This is a genomic window from Pseudomonas sp. St316 (assembly GCF_018325905.1).
In the GTDB taxonomy this organism is placed as follows: domain Bacteria; phylum Pseudomonadota; class Gammaproteobacteria; order Pseudomonadales; family Pseudomonadaceae; genus Aquipseudomonas.
This window is the reverse complement of record NZ_AP021901.1, coordinates 1,396,486-1,413,878: the sequence shown is the minus strand read 5'-3', so window position 1 is coordinate 1,413,878 and position 17,393 is coordinate 1,396,486. Positions and strand designations below refer to the sequence as shown.

Below are 17,393 nucleotides of genomic sequence, written 5' to 3'. Positions count from 1 at the left end.
ATGAACCCCAGTGTGTTAAGTAAAACGTATAGCGCCGCGTCAGTTCAGGTAAGGGGACCAGGACGGTTCTCTGACTTCGCCTTGAGCGGTAGGAAGCGGGAGCCTCACGCGTCCATTAATGGACACGAGCATCAAGACTCCCCGGCCCTGCTGGCGGGTGGCGTAGATTACCATGGTGCCGTTGGGCGCAACAGTAGGTGACTCGTCCAGAGTGCTATCAGTGAGGATTTTTACACTTCCGCGCTGCAAATCCTGGGCCGCCACCTTGAAATTGGTGAAACCATCCTGGCGATGGATCATCACCAGGGTCTTTTCGTCCGCCGACAGTTTAGGGTTGGCGTTGTAGTTACCCACGAACGTCACGCGTTCGGCACCGCCGCCACCGGCACTGGTCTTGTAGATCTGTGGCTTGCCGCCACGGTCTGAGGTGAAGTAGATGGTCGAGCCATCCTTGCCCCAGAACGGCTCGGTGTTGATGCCCGGGCCATTGGTGACGCGGGAGATCGAACGCGAAGCCAGGTTCATCACGTAGATGTCCGGGTTACCGTCCTTGGACAGCACGAACGCCAGGCGAGTACCGTCCGGCGACCAGGCTGGCGCACCGTTGAGGCCTTCGAAGTTGGTGATCTGCTCGCGACGACCAGTATCGATGTGCTGCATGAAGATGCGTGGACGCTTCTGCTCGAACGACACATAGGCGATGCGCTTGCCATCGGGGGCGAAGCGCGGCGACAGGATCGGCTCGCGCGATTGCAGCAAGGTCACTGCACGGGCGCCGTCATAGTCGGAACGCTGCAGGGTGTAGCGGGTGTTGTTCTCGGAGAACCGCTCGGCCGTCACGTAGAGCATGCGGGTAGAGAACGCGCCCTTGATGCCGGTGAGTTTCTCGAACGACTGGTCGGCGATGTAGTGCGCCATGTCGCGCAACTGATCGACGCTGCCCGACACGCTGCCGGTCAGCACTTGCTGTTCGGTGGCGACGTTGAACAGGGCGTACTGCACCTGCAGGCGACCGCCAGCCGGAACGATGCTGCCGACCATGATGTACTGGGCGCCCAGGGCCTTCCAGTCACGGTAGATGACTTCGCTGGCCTGGGTCGGCAGGCTGATCATGTTCTGCTTCGGAATCGGCGCGTAGTAACCCGAGTTGCGCAGGTCGTTGCCGATGATCTCCGCCATGTCGTCCGGCAGGACGCTACCGCCCTGCCAGCCGAACGGTACGACGGCGATCGGGGTGGCCCGGTCGCTGCCGCTGGTGACCAGGATGTTCTTTTCATCTGCTACCGCTATCCCTGCCAGGCAGCAGATAACGACCAGCATTGATCGAAGAAGGTTTCTCACAAGGCTAGATCCTCAGGTGTGAATGTCATCTTGAATGAACGATAGGGAGCAAAGTCGCTCGGTTTCATTCCTTGCATTTCCGTCAATCGCCCAATGTTCTTGACCGCTGCGACCGCCGAAGCATCGAACGGACCATCACCACTGGACTTGGCGACGCTGACCGAGGTAACCGTACCGTCGGGCAACATGCCGATTTGCAATACTACCGTCATGCCTTTGCGCGCCGAGGGTGGACGAGCCCAGCCTTCCGCCGCTCGGATGCGGATCAGGTCGTCGTAATCGCCTGCCACTTGATCGCCAAGTTCATCCGCCTTGGTCGCCTCACGCTCAGTCGAGTCCGAAAGCAGGTCTGCCAAGGCCTGGGCCTTCTTGTCTTCGGCGGACTTGCGCGCTGCATCCTGGGCCTTCTTCTTGGCGGCATCGGCGGCAGCTTTCTTCTTCGCGTCTTCGGCGACTTTCTTTTTCGCCTCTTCGGCTTCGGCTTTCTTCTTGGCGTCTTCGGCAGCCTTTTTCTTGGCGTCCTCGACGATCTTTTTCTTCGCTTCTTCAGCGGCCGCTTTCTTGGCCTCTTCTTCAGCGGCTTTCTTGGCTTCTTCTTCGGCTTTCTTCTTGGCTATATCAGCCAATTGTTTCTCTTCGGCCTTTTTCGCCTCGGCGGTTTTCTTCGCATCGTCGGCTTTCTTGGCTTCGTCAGCCTTTTTCGCCTCGTCCGCTTTCTTCGCCTCATCGGCCTTCTTGGCTTCCTCGGCCTTTTGAGCAGCTTCCTCTTTCTTTTGTTCCGCGGCCTTGATCGCTTCCTGCTCGACCTTTTTCTGCTCCAGCTGCTCGGTTTCGGTCTGGCGCGCGGCAGACTTCTTCGCCTCACCCGCAATCTTCTGATTGGTCTGGGTGGTCGCCGGACTTTTGGACTTGAGCTGGTACAGGGTCGCTTGCACGATCGGCTTGGCTGGCGGCAGCTCAGGCGTCATGGCAAAACTGACGAACAGCATGCCGAACACCAGCACGTGCAGGCTGATTGCCAGGACACTGGGCCAGAAGTAGCTTTCCGAGGCGGACGGCTCTCGCTGTTGCTGCATCAGGGCGCCTCAGTGATCAAGCCAACGTTACCCACCCCGGCTTTCTGCAGACCGCCCATGGCGCCCATCACGGCACCGTAGTCGACGGTCTTGTCGCCGCGAATGAAGACCTGCGTACGCTTGCCGGCATCGTTGCCGGCACGGATGATCTTGGTCACCGCGTCGGTCATCTGCGGCAAGGTCATGGCGCGGTCCTGCTGCTTCTCGGTGTCGACTTCGCTGCCAAGGTTCCAGTAGTAGGTCTTGTCAGCCTTGATCGAAATGGTCAGTACCTGGGTGTTGTTGTCCTGCGGCAAGGCTTCACTGGAAACCTTGGGCAGATCGACCTTCACGCCCTGATTGAGCATGGGCGCGGTCACCATGAAGATGACCAGCAGCACCAACATCACGTCGATGTAGGGGACCACGTTCATCTCGGCAACCGGCTTGCGCTTTTTTCGGGCTCGAGCGATTAAAGCCATTGGGAAATACCTGCTTATTCTTCGCTGGTGTGCACTTTGCGGTGCAGGATCGCCTGGAATTCATCGGCGAAGGTGTAGTAACGGCCGGTCAGCATTTCGCTGCGGGCAGCGAAGCGGTTGTAGGCGATAACAGCTGGAATGGCCGCGAACAGACCGATGGCGGTGGCGATCAGTGCCTCGGCGATGCCCGGGGCCACGGTGGCCAGGGTCGCTTGTTGGGCAGAAGCCAGGCCACGGAAGGAGTTCATGATCCCCCACACGGTGCCGAACAGACCGATGTACGGGCTGACCGAACCGACGGTGGCCAGGAACGACAGGCCTTGTTCGAGCTTTTCTTCCTCGCGGGAAATGGCAACGCGCATGGCGCGAGCCACACCTTCCATCACCGCTTCAGGATCGACGCCCGGCTGTTGGCGCAGGCGGGAGAACTCCTTGAAGCCGGCACGGAAGATCTGCTCGACGCCCGAATCCGGGTCAGGGTTGCTGCCAGCCTGGCGATAGAGCTTGGACAGGTCGATACCGGACCAGAAGCGCTCCTCGAAGCTCTCCAGGGCACGACGACCGGCGCGCAGCATGTTGCTGCGCTGAAAGATCATGATCCATGAGGTCACCGATGCGGCTACCAGGGTCAGCATTACCAGTTGCACCACGACGCTGGCATTGCTGACCAGGCTCCACATGGAGGAATGGTCGACGACGTTAGCTTCCACGCTTTATCTCCTGCTCTGAGTGTGTACCCGCGCCGCTCACGCCGGCAAAGGCCGCACGTAGAGCTTCGGGAATGGCCCGGGGTTTCAAACTATGGGTGCGCACACAGGCCACCAAAAACTGCCCTTCACAGAGCAGCACGTTATCCGTAGCCCGCCTGACCTGCTGCTTGAAGCGCAGGCTGACACGGTTCAATTCGATGACATCGGCACTTACCACCAGTTCGTCGTCCAGTCGCGCCGGCGCGTGGTAGCGCGCTTCGCTGGAATGCACGACGAACAACAGGTCCTCCCCTGCCAGTGCGGATTGGGCGAAACCCAGTTCCCGCAGCCGTTCGGTTCGAGCCCGTTCCATAAACTTGAGGTAATTGACGTAGTAGACGATGCCGCCAGCATCGGTGTCCTCGTAATAAACGCGACAGCGATGTGCGAACGACTCCAGCCCGTTTTGCGCGCGCATACTCTAGTGCTTACTCCTCAGGTTGCCAATCGGCCAGGCAACTGTTTTTTCATTCTCGAACGCATTGACGCTCCAGGCGTCGTCTGGGACAGCACGAACTGGAAAAAAGTCGGCGTACAGAGCTCGTTCAATCGTCCACGGCATCGAGGAATTCGTCTACCACCGGCATCTCACCCATTCGTGTCGGGATGTTTAAGCCAAAATGCAGGTAAGCATGACGAGTCACAACGCGCCCGCGAGGGGTACGCATGATGTAGCCCTGCTGGATCAGGTACGGCTCCAGCACATCTTCAATGGTGTGGCGCTCTTCGCTGATGGCCGCGGCCAGGCTGTCCACGCCCACCGGGCCACCGTCGAACTTCTCGATCATGGTCAACAGCAGACGCCGGTCCTGGTGGTCGAAACCACGCTCGTCGATGTCCAGCAGGTTCAACGCCAGGTCGGCAATCGGCTTGGTGATGTGACCCTTGGCCCGGACTTCGGCAAAATCCCGGACCCGGCGCAGCAGGCGGTTGGCGATCCGCGGCGTGCCCCGGGCACGCCGGGCGATCTCATACGCACCGTCCGGGTCCAGCGGCAACCCGAGGATGCTCGCCGAGCGGCTGACAATCGTCGCCAGATCGGCGTTGTTGTAGAACTCCAGGCGCTGGACGATACCGAAGCGGTCCCGCAACGGGTTGGTCAGCATGCCCGCGCGGGTGGTGGCGCCCACCAGGGTAAAGGGCGGCAGATCAAGCTTGATGGAGCGTGCCGCCGGCCCTTCGCCAATCATGATGTCGAGCTGGAAATCTTCCATGGCCGGGTACAGCACTTCCTCGACGATCGGCGACAGCCGATGGATTTCGTCGATGAACAGTACATCATGGGGTTCAAGATTGGTCAGCAGCGCCGCCAGGTCACCCGGCCGCTCAAGGACCGGCCCCGAGGTGCTCTTGATCGAGACGCCCATTTCCTGGGCAATGATGTTGGCCAGGGTGGTCTTGCCCAGGCCCGGCGGGCCGAAGATCAAGGTGTGGTCCAGCGACTCGCTGCGCCCACGGGCGGCCTGGATGAACAACTCCATCTGCTCGCGCACGGTCGGTTGGCCGATGTAGTCGGCCAGGCTGACAGGACGAATCGCGCGGTCCTGGATTTCCTCGCGGTCACGGGGCGCGCCCGTGGCGGCGATCAGGCGGTCAGCTTCAATCACTTAAATCATTCCCTTCAGGGCACGACGAATCATGTCTTCAGTACTCAGGCCTTTTTCCTTGATAGCGGAAATCGCCTTGCTGGCCTCCTGCGGCTTATAGCCCAGGGAGATCAGCGCGGTGACCGCATCGTTTTCGGCGCTGACCGCAGGCGCAGGCGCGTCCGGTTGGTTCGGCACCAGGGCGAACATCGCCGGCACCGCCTCCCAGGCCTTGAAGCGGTCCTTGAGCTCGACCAGCAGGCGCTCGGCGGTTTTCTTGCCCACACCCGGCACCTTGGTCAGGGCCGACGTGTCCTGGGACTGCACGCAACGCACCAGTTCGTCGACTTCCAGGCTCGACATCAAGGCCAGGGCCAGTTTCGGGCCGACGCCATTGAGACGGATCAGTTCGCGGAAGAAGTCCCGCTCGCGCTTGCCAACGAAGCCATAGAGTAACTGCGCATCCTCGCGCACAACCAAATGGGTGTGCAGGGTCAGCGGCTCGCCGACCGACGGCAAGCGGTACAGCGTGGTCATGGGCACTTCCAGCTCATAGCCCAGGCCGTTTACATCCAGAATCAGGTGCGGCGGCTGTTTTTCAGCCAGGGTGCCGCGCAAGCGTCCAATCACGTTTCAGATCCTTGGGTGTTGGCCAGCCTGCTGGCTGGCGAGTAACAACCCGGGCATGAAGGCCGACGACACAGGCGCAAGATGCTCGGGCTCACGAAAGATTGCGCTGATGCTATCAGAGACGCAGGCGCCCGCCACGACTGCGTGCAGCTCCCAGGCCGTGAGGCAACAGGCTGGAACGGGTATGGGCATGGCAAATGGCAATGGCCAGGGCGTCGGAGGCATCGATCTGCGGCTTGCTGACCAGTTTCAACAGGTGCATCACCATCATTTGCACCTGCTCCTTGTTCGCCGCCCCGGTTCCGACGACCGCCTGCTTGACCTGGGTGGCGGTGTACTCGGCGATTTCCAGGCTTTCCTCGGCACCGGCGACGATGGCCGCGCCCCGGGCCTGGCCCAGCTTCAGGGCCGAGTCGGCATTGCGCGCCATGAAGACCTTTTCGATGCCCATGGTGACTGGACCGTAGGTCTGGATGACCTCACGCACGCCGCGATAAACAATCTGCAAGCGCTCGTGCAGTTCACCCGCACCGGTGCGGATACAACCGGAGGCCACGTACACGCAGCCGCGCCCGGTATCGCGAACCACGCCGTAGCCGGTGATGCGTGAACCGGGGTCGATGCCAAGGATTAAAGTCATAGCGCCTGCGGCTTGAAGAGAAATTATCCAGACCCGTGGGAGCGAGCTTGCTCGCGATGGCGTCGGATCAGCAAGCATAGTGTTGACTGACGCACCGCTATCGCGAGCAAGCTCGCTCCCACATTCTGGTCATTGGCAATCGTCAATATTTGAACAGCCCCTCTCAGCCGAGCTGTTCAGCCACCGATTCGGGAATGTCGGCATTGGAGTAGACGTTCTGCACGTCATCCAGGTCCTCGAGCATATCGATCAGCTTGAGCACTTTCTCGGCGCCCTCCAGGTCCAGTTCGGCGCTGGTGGTCGGTTGCATGACGATCTCTGCGTCAGCGGGCTTGAACCCGGCCGCTTCCAGGACGTTGCGCACGGCATAGAAGCTGGCGAACGAAGTGAACACGTCGAACGAGCCGTCTTCGTGGCTGACCACGTCATCGGCGTCGGCCTCCAGGGCGGCCTCCGTCAGGGCATCTTCATCGAGACCCGGCGCGAAGCTGATCTGGCCCTTGCGCTCGAACAGGTAAGCCACCGAACCATCGGTGCCCAGGTTGCCACCGCATTTGCTGAACGCGTGACGCACGGCGGCGGCAGTACGGTTGCGGTTGTCGGTCATGCATTCGACCATCACCGCCACGCCGCCCGGGCCATAACCTTCGTAGGTCAGCTCTTCAACGTTGTCAGCCTCGGTCGCACCGGCGCCACGGGCGATGGCCCGGTCGATGATGTCGCGGCTCATGTTGGCACCCAGCGCCTTGTCCAGGGCCAGGCGCAAGCGCGGGTTGGAACCCGGATCGCCGCCACCCTGGCGGGCCGCGACCGTCAGCTCACGGATCCACTTGGTGAAGATCTTGCCTCTCTTGGCATCCTGACGTTCTTTGCGGTGCTTGATGTTCGCCCACTTGGAATGACCTGCCATAACTCGCTCCGTTTCTCTTTGGAACATTGCCCGCCCGGCGCTTGCGCAGTGGCCGGCAATCAGAAATATCGACCCCAATGAAAAGGCGCATCCGAAGATGCGCCCGCTCAGGTCCCGGCCTTACTCAGCCTTTGGCTGTTCACGCAGACGAATGTGCAACTCGCGCAATGCCTTGGCATCCACCACGCCCGGCGCCTGGGTCATGACATCGGCCGCGCTCTGGGTTTTCGGGAACGCGATCACTTCACGGATCGACTGGGCGCCGGTCATCAGCATCACCAGGCGGTCCAGGCCGAAGGCCAGGCCACCGTGGGGCGGTGCACCGTACTTCAGGGCGTCAAGCAGGAAGCCGAACTTCTCTTCCTGCTCGGCTTCGTTGATGCCCAGCAGGCGGAACACTGCCTGTTGCATTTCCTTGCGATGGATACGGATCGAACCGCCACCCAGTTCGGTGCCGTTCAGGACCATGTCGTAAGCGCGCGACAGAGCGGTGGCCGGGTTGGCCTCCAACTCTTGCGGCGAGCACTTCGGCGCGGTGAACGGGTGGTGCAGCGCCGAGAAGCTGCCGTCATCGTTTTCTTCGAACATCGGGAAGTCAACGACCCACATCGGCGCCCATTCGCACGTCAGCAGCTTCAGGTCGTGACCCAGCTTGATGCGCAGCGCGCCCAGGGCTTCGCTGACGATCTTGGCCTTGTCGGCACCGAAGAACACGATGTCACCGTCAACCGCACCCACGCGATCGAGGATCACATTGAGGTTGGCTTCAGGGATGTTTTTCACGATCGGCGATTGCAGGCCATCAACACCCGCGGCGCGCTCGTTGACCTTGATGTAGGCCAGGCCCTTGGCACCGTAGATGCCGACGAACTTGGTGTAGTCGTCGATCTGCTTGCGCGGCATGCTGGCCCCGCCAGGAACGCGCAGGGCCGCGATACGGCATTTCGGGTCGTTGGCCGGGCCGCTGAACACCTTGAAATCGACTTCCTTGAGCTGGTCGGCCACGTCCACCAGCTCCAGCGGGTTACGCAGGTCCGGCTTGTCGGAACCGTAGCGACGCATGGCCTCTTCGAAGGTCATGTGCGGGAACTCGCCGAATTCCAGACCCAGCACTTCCTTGAACAGGTTGCGGATCATGCCTTCGGTCAGGCCCATGATGTCTTTTTCGTCGAGGAAGCTGGTCTCGATGTCGATCTGAGTGAACTCAGGCTGACGGTCGGCACGCAGGTCTTCGTCGCGGAAGCACTTGGCGATCTGGTAGTAGCGATCGAACCCGGCCACCATCAGCAGTTGCTTGAACAACTGTGGCGATTGCGGCAAGGCGAAGAAGCTGCCGGGGTGGGTACGGCTCGGCACCAGGTAGTCGCGGGCGCCTTCCGGCGTGGCACGGGTCAGGATTGGCGTCTCGACATCGAGGAAGCCGTTCTCGTCCAGGTAGCGACGGATGCTGGTGGTCATGCGCGAACGCAGGCGCAGCTTCTCGGCCATTTCCGGGCGACGCAGGTCGATGAAGCGGTAGCGCAGGCGGGTTTCTTCGCCCACGTCGGAGTATTCGTTGAGTGGGAACGGCGGGGTTTCCGATTCGTTGAGCACTTCCAGCTCGTAACCCAGCACTTCGATCATGCCGGACGCCATGTTGGCGTTGCCAGCACCGGCCGGACGCAGGCGCACCTTGCCGGTGATCTTGACCACGTATTCGCTGCGCACGCGGTCGGCGGTGGCGAAGGTGTCAGCGCGGTCCGGATCGAACACCACCTGGGCCAGGCCTTCACGATCACGGATATCGAGGAAAATCACCCCGCCATGGTCACGGCGACGATGGACCCATCCGCAAAGAGTAACTTCCTGACCTTCCAGGCTTTCGTTCAGTTGGCCGCAATAATGGCTGCGCATCATGGTAGTGGTTTCACTTCTCGTAATTCGAAATTCGGTTGGAGGACCTGCCCGTGCAAGCACTCGCGCGTGTTCAGCTCAATCAGCTTTGTCGCCACCGGCCAAATTCTTCTTGGCGCCGGTCTTGAAGTCGGTTTCATACCAGCCTGTGCCACCGAGGCGGAAACCAGGCATGGACAGCATCTTTTTCAGTTCTGGCGCCTGGCAGGCAGGGCAGTCGACCAGCGGTGCCGCGCTGATCTTTTGAATGGCTTCCATCTGATGACCACAGGAAGCACATTGATAGTCGTACATCGGCATGGGGTTGTCTCGGCGATCAGGTTACACGCGCAAAGGCTGGGCTTTGCGGCAAAGAGCGGGATTATATCCATTAAATGCAGCCTGTGCAGCCGTAAGCGCACAGGCCGCTTGCGGTCCGACTCAGCCATCAACAGGGCAGGTACCCCATCAATGGCTGTCCGCGACCTCCAACGCGGTGTCCTTCAAACTGTGCACCACGCAGACCACACGCACCAGCGCGCTGAAGTTGCGCACGCCGCCATGGCGCAGATGCACCTCCCTGTCCACATGGGACAGCAACGTACTGATGGAACAGCCGTTGAGCTGGGCCATCTCGCCGAGGATATCCCAATAGACCTGCTCCAGCCGCAGACAGGTGGCGAACCCGTTCAGACGAATGGATCGGGCCAGGGGGCGGGCCAACTGCATATCGAACCCCCTGACGAATGGATCGACGCTGATGGACTGAAAGCGTCCATGCACACCCTCCCCCGGATCTTTTCCTTGAATCATACCGTTGACACTCCTTTGCCATACGAGCCTTTCAGTTGGGGCACCCCATCTGTGGCTCTATGGAAGCTCAACGGCATCGCCAGTTCCAGACGACTTTATGGCCATGGACGTAGGACAAGCCAACAGCAGGCAGGCGACGAGTTACGCCGTCCTACACGCCAGGGGCAGGGAATGATGCCCGCATCACGTCATCACTGGCCTGGGGTTTACTGGCCTTCAAGCAACGCGCGCAACATCCACGCGGTCTTTTCATGAACCTGCATGCGCTGGGTCAGCAGGTCGGCGGTAGGCTCATCACTGACCTTGTCCAATAAAGGAAAGATGCCACGGGCCGTACGCGTCACGGCTTCCTGGCCCTCGACCAGTTGCCGGATCATGTCTTCGGCGCCAGGCACGCCTTCCTCTTCCTTGATAGAAGACAAGCGCGCGTACACCGAGTAGGCACCCGGGGCCGGGAAGCCCAGGGCGCGGATTCGCTCGGCGATCAAGTCCACCGCCAGGGCCAGCTCGTTGTATTGCTCCTCGAACATCAGGTGCAGGGTCCGAAACATCGGCCCCGTGACGTTCCAGTGAAAATTGTGGGTCTTGAGATACAGCACATAGGTGTCCGACAGCAGGCGCGACAGCCCGTCGACGATGGATTTGCGGTCTTCTTCACTGATACCGATGTCAATTGCCATGTTGGTTGATCTCCTGACGGTGATGAATTGGACAACGCCCCAAACTCTAGTGGTTTTGGCCGCCTATGGCCTGCGACAGATCGCCAGCCCTCCTGAACCGACAAGCCGGGACAGCGGGCGGTTCCGATCCCCCAGGGAATTCAACGCCGCTTGCCTGGCACCTTCGAGCACCGGCGGGTCTTTTCTGGCCGACGAACAGCGCGGTACGTGCCCGTAACGAGTTTGAGAAGGCCGGGGCTTTGCTGTTAAATAGGCAGTGTGTCGCTACGCTTATTTTCCCAGGTGTGGCGCATAGGCTGATTCGGGTGCGTGTCCAACGCCTCTCATTGTTTCGAAGCGAACCGTGCCCGACCCGCTCTTCCTTGTGATCTGTCTTAACCGTGAGCCAATCAAAATGTTGAAAATCGTCCACTTGCTAATGGGCGCAGCTGCCCTGCTGCTGTCCTTCATCCCTAGCCTGGGTTCCGAAGCCACACCTTACCTGCAACACCCCGATGCACTGTACCTGGCCTTTTTCGGCCTGCTCAACCTGACCCTCGCACCTGTTATCCCTTACTGGAACAAAGGTCCACGTCACCAACTGCAAAACCTGGTCAGCGTCCTGCTGGTGCTGGCCGTTGCCCTGCAAACCCTGGCCCTGCTGGCGCCCATGCCGGAAATCGGCGGTCAACCGGCCATTCTGTTCAGCCTGGGCGCAGCCCTGCTCGCCGTGGCACTGCACCTGGCCGTCAGCTTCTACAAGAAGTCGTCGCCGGCCGCCGCTACGCAGAACTACGACATGTCCAACCGCGATACCGGCACGGTGAAGTGGTTCAACACGTCCAAAGGGTTCGGCTTCATCTCCCGCGACTCCGGCGATGACATTTTCGTGCATTTCCGGGCCATTCGCGGCGAAGGCCATCGCGTCCTGGTGGAAGGCCAGCGCGTGGAGTTCTCCGTAATGAACCGCGACAAGGGCCTGCAGGCCGAAGATGTGATCGCCGCGCTGCCGCGCCGCTGATCCCAGCGTAAAAAAAACCGCGATGCAGCCAGGCTGCTCGCGGTTTTTTATTGCCCGTCAAACGGGAGTCGGGCTGGTCAGTAGTGAGGCGGCGGCGCCTCTTCTTCGAAGGACTCGAACTGCCCGACCATTTCTTCCTGGCGCTTGAGCAACGCCGCCATCTGCAGCTGCAGACGCTCGACGATCCGCTGCTGCCCTACAAGCACATCGTTCAATGCCTGGATGGTGTCATCCTGAAACGCCAGGCGGCTTTCCAGATCGGTTACGCGGTCTTCAAGGTTCATGGTTCAGCCCTCCAGAAACTTGAAATCATCGGTCAAGGCCACTCGCAACCGTTCACGAATGGCCGCAACCTGCCCTGCATTATAAGGCAGGGCCGGGTGCTTGCCCCAGACCGGCGCAGGCCAGGCGGCATCATCACGCTTGCGCACGATGACATGCATGTGCAATTGACTGACGACGTTACCCAGGGTTGCAACGTTCATCTTGTCGGCATCGAACGAATCCTTGAGGGTCTCGGCCAGCGCCGTGGTTTCTTTCCACAGCTGCTGTTGATCAGCGTCATCCAATTGAAACAATTCGCTGATATCTTCCCGCCGCGGCACGAGGATGAACCATGGGTAGTTCGAATCGTTGGACAAGAGCAACCGGCACAACGGGAAATCACCGATGGGCAATGTGTCTTGTTGCAGTCGTGGATCTAAAGCGAACACCGCGTGTACTCCTCGCTCGTTATCGGTTCTGTCCGGTTTGGCGGCCCGCAGGCCTGCATCGGACTCAGATGCGCAGCATACCCGCGAACGCCGGATCGATCACTGCGTACCATCCTGATGCCCGGCCTTCGAACGATTTTTTTCAACACACGGCATCAACCTGTGCAAGCTGACGCACCAACATGGCGCAAACGGTGCGACAGGGTCCTGACAGGACCGTGCCAGGGCTCGGGAAAGGCATCGAGGTTGTAAGATTTTCGTACAGCTTGAAAATTTTTTGCACCAAAACAGCACAGTGCGTCTACGCTCAGTGCACAAAGTATCCGTGATTTACTCACTGGGTAGGGTGAACCGGTAACGTTTTTGATTGTCTTGCCACGTTTGTCGGCGTCAAACACGAGAGCCGCACACGAGTCAACCCTATTTAAAACAAGGCCTTTGGAGCCCGGTTTCATGAGGTTTCACCGCGTCAAACGATAAAATGTGAAAAAAATGTAAACGAAATTCGGGTTTGAGCATGCTTGTTGCATTCATCCCCGCACTGTCCAAAGGTTCCGCCGGACGCGGGAACCTGCCGACATACAAATTAAAAGTGGCAAGGCTGCCCTCAGGAGCTTCAAGCGCGGTAATGACGGACTCTTTACACCGATGCCGGAAAGAAAAAACAACATTAAAGTTGTGAATACGGTTGCGTCGGAACAGCTGAAATACGACATGGATCGAGCCATTGGCGACATGGTCGTAAAGAAGCTGAAAGGTTGAATGGGCAAGTATCGCCAATAATGTCGTCGTGATATAAGTTTGCGCCGACACAAAAAGAAAGAGCCGCCCAGATAAAAAAACAGGTGGGACGGCAGTACTCTTCTAAAAACCAAAGGAGCAAATCACGATGCGCGTGATGAAGTGGAGCATGATCGCACTGGCTGTATCGGCCAGCGTTTCGCAGTTCGCAGTGGCGTCCTCTCAAGAGGAGTCCAAGGGCTTTTTTGAAGATCAGAGCTTGAAAGTTCTGACCCGTGCCCTGTACATGAACCGTGATTTCAAGAACAACGCCAGTACCACTCAAAGCTACCGTGAAGAGACCGGCCTGGCCGCTCGCGCGACGTACGAGTCTGGCTTTACCCAGGGTACTGTTGGTTTCGGTATAGACGCTCTGGCCAATGGGATGGTCAAACTGGACAGCGGCCGTGGCCGCACAGGTAATGGCATGTTCGGTTCCGACAGCGATGGCCGTCCGGAAGACACCCAATCCATCGCTGGCGGCGCGGTCAAGTTCCGTCTGTCCGACACAGTTCTGAAATATGGTAGCCAATACGTTGCCAGTCCTGTCCTCTCCACTGACGACAGCCGCTTGCTGCCAGAAGTTGCTACCGGCACTTTGATCACCAGCAAGGAAATCAAAGGCCTGGAACTCAGCGCTGGTCACTTCACCGCTATCAGCGGACAGAACCACATGGGGCACGACAGCATCAATGGTACCGGCCTGAAATCCGCTGACATTGCTGGCGCAACCTACCAGTTCACCGACAATTTCGTAGCCGGCATAGCGGCTTCCGACGTTGAAGACAACTACAAAAAGAAATACATCAACCTGAACTACACCTTGCCGATCAACGAAGATCAGTCCCTGAACTTCGATTTCAACGGTTATGACAGCAAGGATCAGGGCCAGAAACTCAGCGGTGACGTTGACAACCGCATCTGGTCCCTCGCAGCTGCCTATGCCATCGGTGCCCACAAGTTCACTCTGGCTCACCAGCGCTCCACCGGTTCCAGCGGTTATGCCTATGGTGCTGACGGTAACGGCACCATCTTCCTCGCCAACTCCATCCAGTATTCCGACTTCAACGGCGAAGACGAGCGTTCCTGGCAGGCTCGCTACGACCTGAACATGAAAACCTACGGCGTTCCTGGCCTGAGCTTCATGACCCGTTACGTCAAGGGTGACAACATTTCCACTGGCGCCGACGAAGGTAAAGAGCACGAGTTGGATTTCGAAACCAAGTACGTCATGCAAAGCGGGCCAGCCAAAGACCTGTCTTTCCGTCTGCGTAGTGCGTTCTATCGTGCCAACACGTCTTACAACGGTATCAATGGCAACGACAACAACGACTTCCGCGTTATTGTCGAATACCCACTGAGCATCTTGTAATTCAGTGCTAGTTCGATAGCTGCACCCGCAACAAACAAAAACCGCTCACCTTTTCAGGTGAGCGGTTTTTTTATGTTCATTGCATGTCAGCTTTAACGCAACTCAATAAATAGCAAGCTAACTAAACATAACCTGACCCCAGCGCCAAGTTACAGTCGAATCATTATTGCGCTGCCCCTTCCTGAACGACCCGAATCACTCGCTGTGGAAACGGAATATCAATGCCCGCGTCCTTCAAGCGATCCCGCGCCTGTTCATTGAGCATGAACATCACGTCCCAATAATCAGCCGTCTTGACCCATATCCGCAGTGACACCGTGATGGAGCTGTCGCCCAAGGTAGCAATCACGGCTTGCGGGGCCGGATCAGCCAGAACGCGTTCATCCTTGGCCAGTGCCAGCAACACTTCCCGGGCCTTTTGCAGATCAGCCTGGTAATCCACGCCCACGTCGAACACGACCTTACGGGTCGGCTGCCGATTGGTGTTGGTGATGATACCGTTCGAGAGATTGCCGTTCGGCACGATGACCGTCTTGTTATCACCGGTGCGAATAACTGTGTGGAAGATCTGGATGCTGTCGACCGTACCGGCCACACCCTGAGCTTCGATCCAGTCACCAATGCGGAACGGGCGGAACAGCAGGATCAGCACGCCACCGGCGAAGTTCGCCAGGCTGCCCTGCAAGGCCAAGCCGATCGCCAGGCCAGCCGCACCGATGGCGGCAACGAATGAGGTGGTTTCCACACCGATCATCGAAGCGACGCTGACGATCAGCAATATCTTCAGGATGATGTTGGCCAGCGTACTGATAAACCCTTGCAGCGCCAGGTCGGCGTTACGCAAGGCCAGCAGCGCGCCCAGTTTCTGCGTCACTTTGTTGATCAACCACCAGCCGATGGCCAGGGTGATGACGGCCAGCAACACGCGGCTGCCGTATTCCATGATCATGGGGATCCAGGTCTGGGAAGCCTTGACCAGGTTGTCCACTTCAGCGTTCAAGTCCATCTAACTCTCCTTATTTCTATTGCACGCGGCATCCTGGCGAGGAAGCCAGGGAGCTGTGTAGGAGCTGTCGAGTGCAACGAGGCTGCGATCTCTCCCCAGACACTTAAACCCCAAGCGAAAGATCGAAAGATCGCAGCCTTCGGCAGCTCCTGCACAAGCCCGGCGGGAGCAAGCGCCCTCGCCACAGTATTTTTCTATAACCGAAGGGGTCAGTCGCGGAAGTTGTTGAATTGCAGCGGCATGCCGAATTCCTTGCCCCGCAGTGCCGCAATGGCTTCCTGCAAGTCGTCACGCTTTTTGCCGGTGACTCGCACCTGCTCGCCCTGAATGGCGGCTTGCACCTTGAGCTTGGCGTCCTTGATATGAGCGACGATTTTCTTCGCCAGCTCCTTGTCGATGCCTTCCTTGAGCACGGCTTCCTGCTTCATCAGCTTGCCCGAGGCATAGGCGTCCTTGACCTCAAGGCACTGCACGTCGATCTTGCGCTTGACCAGCGCCAGCTTGAGGATCTCGATCATCGCCTCAAGCTGGAAATCGGCCTCGGCGGTCAGGTTCACGGTCAGGTCTTTTTCCTTGAACTCGAAACTGCCCTTGCCCTTGAGGTCATAACGACGGTCGAGTTCCTTGACGGCGTTTTCAACGGCGTTGGTGACTTCGTGTTTGTCCAGTTCGGATACCACGTCGAATGACGGCATGTAGTGTTCTCCAAATAAAAAGGCGCGCCAGTAACAACGGCGCGCGCTTGGCTTGAGGTTAAAATCGGGCTCATTATAACGACTCTTTTCCTGCCGACACTGTGAGCCCTCAGATGCCTGCGCCAATCCGAGTAAAAAACTGATGTCTACCACCTGGCATGTCCTGGGGGCCGGCAGTCTCGGCACGTTGTGGGCCGCGCGCCTGGCACGGGCCGGGTTGCCAGTGCGGCTGGTGCTGCGTAACGAAGCCCGCCTGCAGGCCTACCGAGGCGCAGGTGGCCTGACGCTGGTGGAACAGGGCCAGGCGCAGAGCTACCCGATACCTGGCGAAACGGCGGACAGCCCGGAACCGATCAGGCGCCTGCTATTGGCCTGCAAAGCCTACGACGCGGAAGCGGCCGTGGCCTCGGTGGCCCATCGCCTGGACGGCGAATCGGAACTGATCCTGTTGCAGAACGGCCTCGGCAGCCAGGACGCGGTGGCCAATTGTGCGCCCCAAGCCCGTTGCATCAGCGCCTCCAGCACCGAAGGCGCGTTCCGCGACGGTGACTGGCGCGTGGTATTCGCCGGCCACGGCTACACCTGGCTGGGCGATCCTGCTCACCCAGTGGCGCCGTTCTGGCTCGACGACCTGGCCGCCGCCGGCATTCCCCACGCATGGAGCGCCGACATCCTCACCCGGCTCTGGCGCAAGCTGGCACTCAACTGCGCAATCAACCCGCTGACCGTGCTGCACCACTGCAAGAACGGCGGCTTGCAGGAGCACCGCTGCGAAGTGGCGACCCTGTGCGCAGAGCTCACCGACTTGCTCGAACGCTGCGGCCAGCCCGCGGCGGCCGAAGACTTGCAGCCGGAAGTCGAACGGGTGATCCAGGCCACGGCCGCCAATTATTCCTCGATGTACCAGGATGTCGCCAATCGGCGCCGCACCGAAATCAGCTACTTGCTCGGTTATGCCTGCAAGGTCGCCCAACGCCATGAGCTGACCGTGCCGCACCTGGAACAACTGCGACAGCGACTGATTGTCCACTTGCACAACCTCGGATTGCCCAGCGACTGAGCAGCGGCT

General features: G+C 59.3%; 21 protein-coding genes. 3 read left to right on the top strand and 18 right to left on the bottom strand.

Annotation, left to right across the window (positions count from 1 at the left end; genetic code table 11):
* Positions 1-39: 39 nt before the first annotated feature.
* The 13 genes from tolB to KI237_RS06205 all read right to left on the bottom strand — a co-directional run bounded on the left by tolB (position 40) and on the right by KI237_RS06205 (position 10,758).
* Positions 40-1,341, bottom strand: a complete 1,302-nt coding sequence (tolB, locus tag KI237_RS06265; protein WP_502937081.1) for a Tol-Pal system beta propeller repeat protein TolB — start codon at positions 1,339-1,341, stop codon at positions 40-42.
* Entirely contained in the window at positions 1,338-2,417 is a 1,080-nt protein-coding gene (gene tolA, locus KI237_RS06260) for a cell envelope integrity protein TolA (RefSeq protein ID WP_212799232.1), read from the bottom strand. The genes tolB and tolA overlap by 4 nt, the downstream gene beginning before the upstream one ends.
* Entirely contained in the window at positions 2,417-2,869 is a 453-nt protein-coding gene (gene tolR / locus KI237_RS06255; protein WP_212800566.1) for a protein TolR, read from the bottom strand. The genes tolA and tolR overlap by 1 nt, the downstream gene beginning before the upstream one ends.
* A 23-nt stretch (positions 2,870-2,892) precedes the next feature.
* The gene (gene tolQ / locus KI237_RS06250) at positions 2,893-3,588 is read right to left on the bottom strand and encodes a protein TolQ (RefSeq protein ID WP_014339916.1); all 696 of its coding nucleotides are present in this window, start codon (positions 3,586-3,588) and stop codon (positions 2,893-2,895) included.
* Positions 3,578-4,045, bottom strand: a complete 468-nt coding sequence (ybgC, locus tag KI237_RS06245) for a tol-pal system-associated acyl-CoA thioesterase (protein ID WP_003205037.1) — start codon at positions 4,043-4,045, stop codon at positions 3,578-3,580. The genes tolQ and ybgC overlap by 11 nt, the downstream gene beginning before the upstream one ends.
* A 127-nt stretch (positions 4,046-4,172) precedes the next feature.
* Positions 4,173-5,234, bottom strand: a complete 1,062-nt coding sequence (gene ruvB / locus KI237_RS06240) for a Holliday junction branch migration DNA helicase RuvB (RefSeq protein WP_025215228.1) — start codon at positions 5,232-5,234, stop codon at positions 4,173-4,175.
* Positions 5,235-5,843, bottom strand: a complete 609-nt coding sequence (gene ruvA, locus KI237_RS06235; RefSeq protein ID WP_058542614.1) for a Holliday junction branch migration protein RuvA — start codon at positions 5,841-5,843, stop codon at positions 5,235-5,237.
* A 115-nt stretch (positions 5,844-5,958) separates the two neighbouring features.
* Positions 5,959-6,483, bottom strand: a complete 525-nt coding sequence (gene ruvC / locus KI237_RS06230) for a crossover junction endodeoxyribonuclease RuvC (protein WP_025215229.1) — start codon at positions 6,481-6,483, stop codon at positions 5,959-5,961.
* A 163-nt stretch (positions 6,484-6,646) separates the two neighbouring features.
* Positions 6,647-7,393, bottom strand: a complete 747-nt coding sequence (locus tag KI237_RS06225) for a YebC/PmpR family DNA-binding transcriptional regulator (RefSeq protein ID WP_212799231.1) — start codon at positions 7,391-7,393, stop codon at positions 6,647-6,649.
* Between the two features lie 120 nt (positions 7,394-7,513).
* Complete coding sequence (aspS, locus tag KI237_RS06220; protein ID WP_135846914.1) at positions 7,514-9,289, bottom strand: aspartate--tRNA ligase; 1,776 nt, start codon at positions 9,287-9,289, stop codon at positions 7,514-7,516.
* A gap of 75 nt (positions 9,290-9,364) precedes the next feature.
* Positions 9,365-9,586, bottom strand: a complete 222-nt coding sequence (locus tag KI237_RS06215) for an FmdB family zinc ribbon protein (RefSeq protein ID WP_003178589.1) — start codon at positions 9,584-9,586, stop codon at positions 9,365-9,367.
* Between the two features lie 147 nt (positions 9,587-9,733).
* The gene (locus KI237_RS06210) at positions 9,734-10,078 is read right to left on the bottom strand and encodes a ribbon-helix-helix domain-containing protein (protein WP_212799230.1); all 345 of its coding nucleotides are present in this window, start codon (positions 10,076-10,078) and stop codon (positions 9,734-9,736) included.
* A 206-nt stretch (positions 10,079-10,284) separates the two neighbouring features.
* Positions 10,285-10,758 (bottom strand): Dps family protein, encoded by a 474-nt coding sequence (locus tag KI237_RS06205; protein ID WP_014339923.1) that lies wholly within the window; start codon positions 10,756-10,758, stop codon positions 10,285-10,287.
* A 394-nt stretch (positions 10,759-11,152) separates the two neighbouring features.
* Here KI237_RS06205 and KI237_RS30705 point away from each other — a divergent pair, with 394 nt between their 5' ends.
* The gene (locus KI237_RS30705; RefSeq protein WP_003178583.1) at positions 11,153-11,758 is read left to right on the top strand and encodes a cold-shock protein; all 606 of its coding nucleotides are present in this window, start codon (positions 11,153-11,155) and stop codon (positions 11,756-11,758) included.
* A gap of 77 nt (positions 11,759-11,835) precedes the next feature.
* On the opposite strand, the gene KI237_RS06195 is transcribed toward KI237_RS30705, so the two are convergent.
* From KI237_RS06195 to KI237_RS06185, 3 genes are all read right to left on the bottom strand, one after another.
* Positions 11,836-12,042, bottom strand: coding sequence for a SlyX family protein (locus KI237_RS06195; protein ID WP_212799229.1), 207 nt, complete (start codon positions 12,040-12,042; stop codon positions 11,836-11,838).
* Positions 12,043-12,045: 3 nt separating this feature from the next.
* Positions 12,046-12,471 (bottom strand): HIT family protein, encoded by a 426-nt coding sequence (locus tag KI237_RS06190; protein ID WP_212799228.1) that lies wholly within the window; start codon positions 12,469-12,471, stop codon positions 12,046-12,048.
* Between the two features lie 420 nt (positions 12,472-12,891).
* A complete protein-coding gene (locus KI237_RS06185; RefSeq protein WP_212799227.1) occupies positions 12,892-13,284 on the bottom strand; it encodes a hypothetical protein in 393 nt (130 codons plus the stop codon).
* A 76-nt stretch (positions 13,285-13,360) separates the two neighbouring features.
* Here KI237_RS06185 and KI237_RS06180 point away from each other — a divergent pair, with 76 nt between their 5' ends.
* Positions 13,361-14,623 (top strand): OprD family porin, encoded by a 1,263-nt coding sequence (locus KI237_RS06180; RefSeq protein ID WP_212799226.1) that lies wholly within the window; start codon positions 13,361-13,363, stop codon positions 14,621-14,623.
* 163 nt (positions 14,624-14,786) lie between these two features.
* On the opposite strand, the gene KI237_RS06175 is transcribed toward KI237_RS06180, so the two are convergent.
* Both KI237_RS06175 and KI237_RS06170 read right to left on the bottom strand, forming a co-directional pair.
* Positions 14,787-15,629, bottom strand: a complete 843-nt coding sequence (locus KI237_RS06175; protein ID WP_212799225.1) for a mechanosensitive ion channel family protein — start codon at positions 15,627-15,629, stop codon at positions 14,787-14,789.
* A gap of 209 nt (positions 15,630-15,838) precedes the next feature.
* Positions 15,839-16,324: a YajQ family cyclic di-GMP-binding protein gene (locus KI237_RS06170; protein WP_003205057.1), complete on the bottom strand. Its 486-nt coding sequence runs from the start codon at positions 16,322-16,324 to the stop codon at positions 15,839-15,841.
* Positions 16,325-16,466: 142 nt separating this feature from the next.
* Here KI237_RS06170 and KI237_RS06165 point away from each other — a divergent pair, with 142 nt between their 5' ends.
* Complete coding sequence (locus tag KI237_RS06165; RefSeq protein ID WP_212799224.1) at positions 16,467-17,384, top strand: putative 2-dehydropantoate 2-reductase; 918 nt, start codon at positions 16,467-16,469, stop codon at positions 17,382-17,384.
* Positions 17,385-17,393 lie beyond the last annotated feature (9 nt).

What these genes read in the sequence shown, in the direction of transcription:
- tolA (WP_212799232.1), bottom strand. Translation starts at nt 2,417, where the DNA reads ATGCAGCAACAGCGAGAGCCGTCCGCCTCGGAAAGCTACTTCTGGCCC.
- ybgC (WP_003205037.1), bottom strand. Translation starts at nt 4,045, where the DNA reads ATGCGCGCGCAAAACGGGCTGGAGTCGTTCGCACATCGCTGTCGCGTT.
- ruvC (WP_025215229.1), bottom strand. Translation starts at nt 6,483, where the DNA reads ATGACTTTAATCCTTGGCATCGACCCCGGTTCACGCATCACCGGCTAC.
- KI237_RS06225 (WP_212799231.1), bottom strand. Translation starts at nt 7,393, where the DNA reads ATGGCAGGTCATTCCAAGTGGGCGAACATCAAGCACCGCAAAGAACGT.
- aspS (WP_135846914.1), bottom strand. Translation starts at nt 9,289, where the DNA reads ATGATGCGCAGCCATTATTGCGGCCAACTGAACGAAAGCCTGGAAGGT.
- KI237_RS06215 (WP_003178589.1), bottom strand. Translation starts at nt 9,586, where the DNA reads ATGCCGATGTACGACTATCAATGTGCTTCCTGTGGTCATCAGATGGAA.
- KI237_RS06210 (WP_212799230.1), bottom strand. Translation starts at nt 10,078, where the DNA reads ATGATTCAAGGAAAAGATCCGGGGGAGGGTGTGCATGGACGCTTTCAG.
- KI237_RS06205 (WP_014339923.1), bottom strand. Translation starts at nt 10,758, where the DNA reads ATGGCAATTGACATCGGTATCAGTGAAGAAGACCGCAAATCCATCGTC.
- KI237_RS30705 (WP_003178583.1), top strand. Translation starts at nt 11,153, where the DNA reads ATGTTGAAAATCGTCCACTTGCTAATGGGCGCAGCTGCCCTGCTGCTG.
- KI237_RS06195 (WP_212799229.1), bottom strand. Translation starts at nt 12,042, where the DNA reads ATGAACCTTGAAGACCGCGTAACCGATCTGGAAAGCCGCCTGGCGTTT.
- KI237_RS06180 (WP_212799226.1), top strand. Translation starts at nt 13,361, where the DNA reads ATGCGCGTGATGAAGTGGAGCATGATCGCACTGGCTGTATCGGCCAGC.
- KI237_RS06175 (WP_212799225.1), bottom strand. Translation starts at nt 15,629, where the DNA reads ATGGACTTGAACGCTGAAGTGGACAACCTGGTCAAGGCTTCCCAGACC.
- KI237_RS06170 (WP_003205057.1), bottom strand. Translation starts at nt 16,324, where the DNA reads ATGCCGTCATTCGACGTGGTATCCGAACTGGACAAACACGAAGTCACC.
- KI237_RS06165 (WP_212799224.1), top strand. Translation starts at nt 16,467, where the DNA reads ATGTCTACCACCTGGCATGTCCTGGGGGCCGGCAGTCTCGGCACGTTG.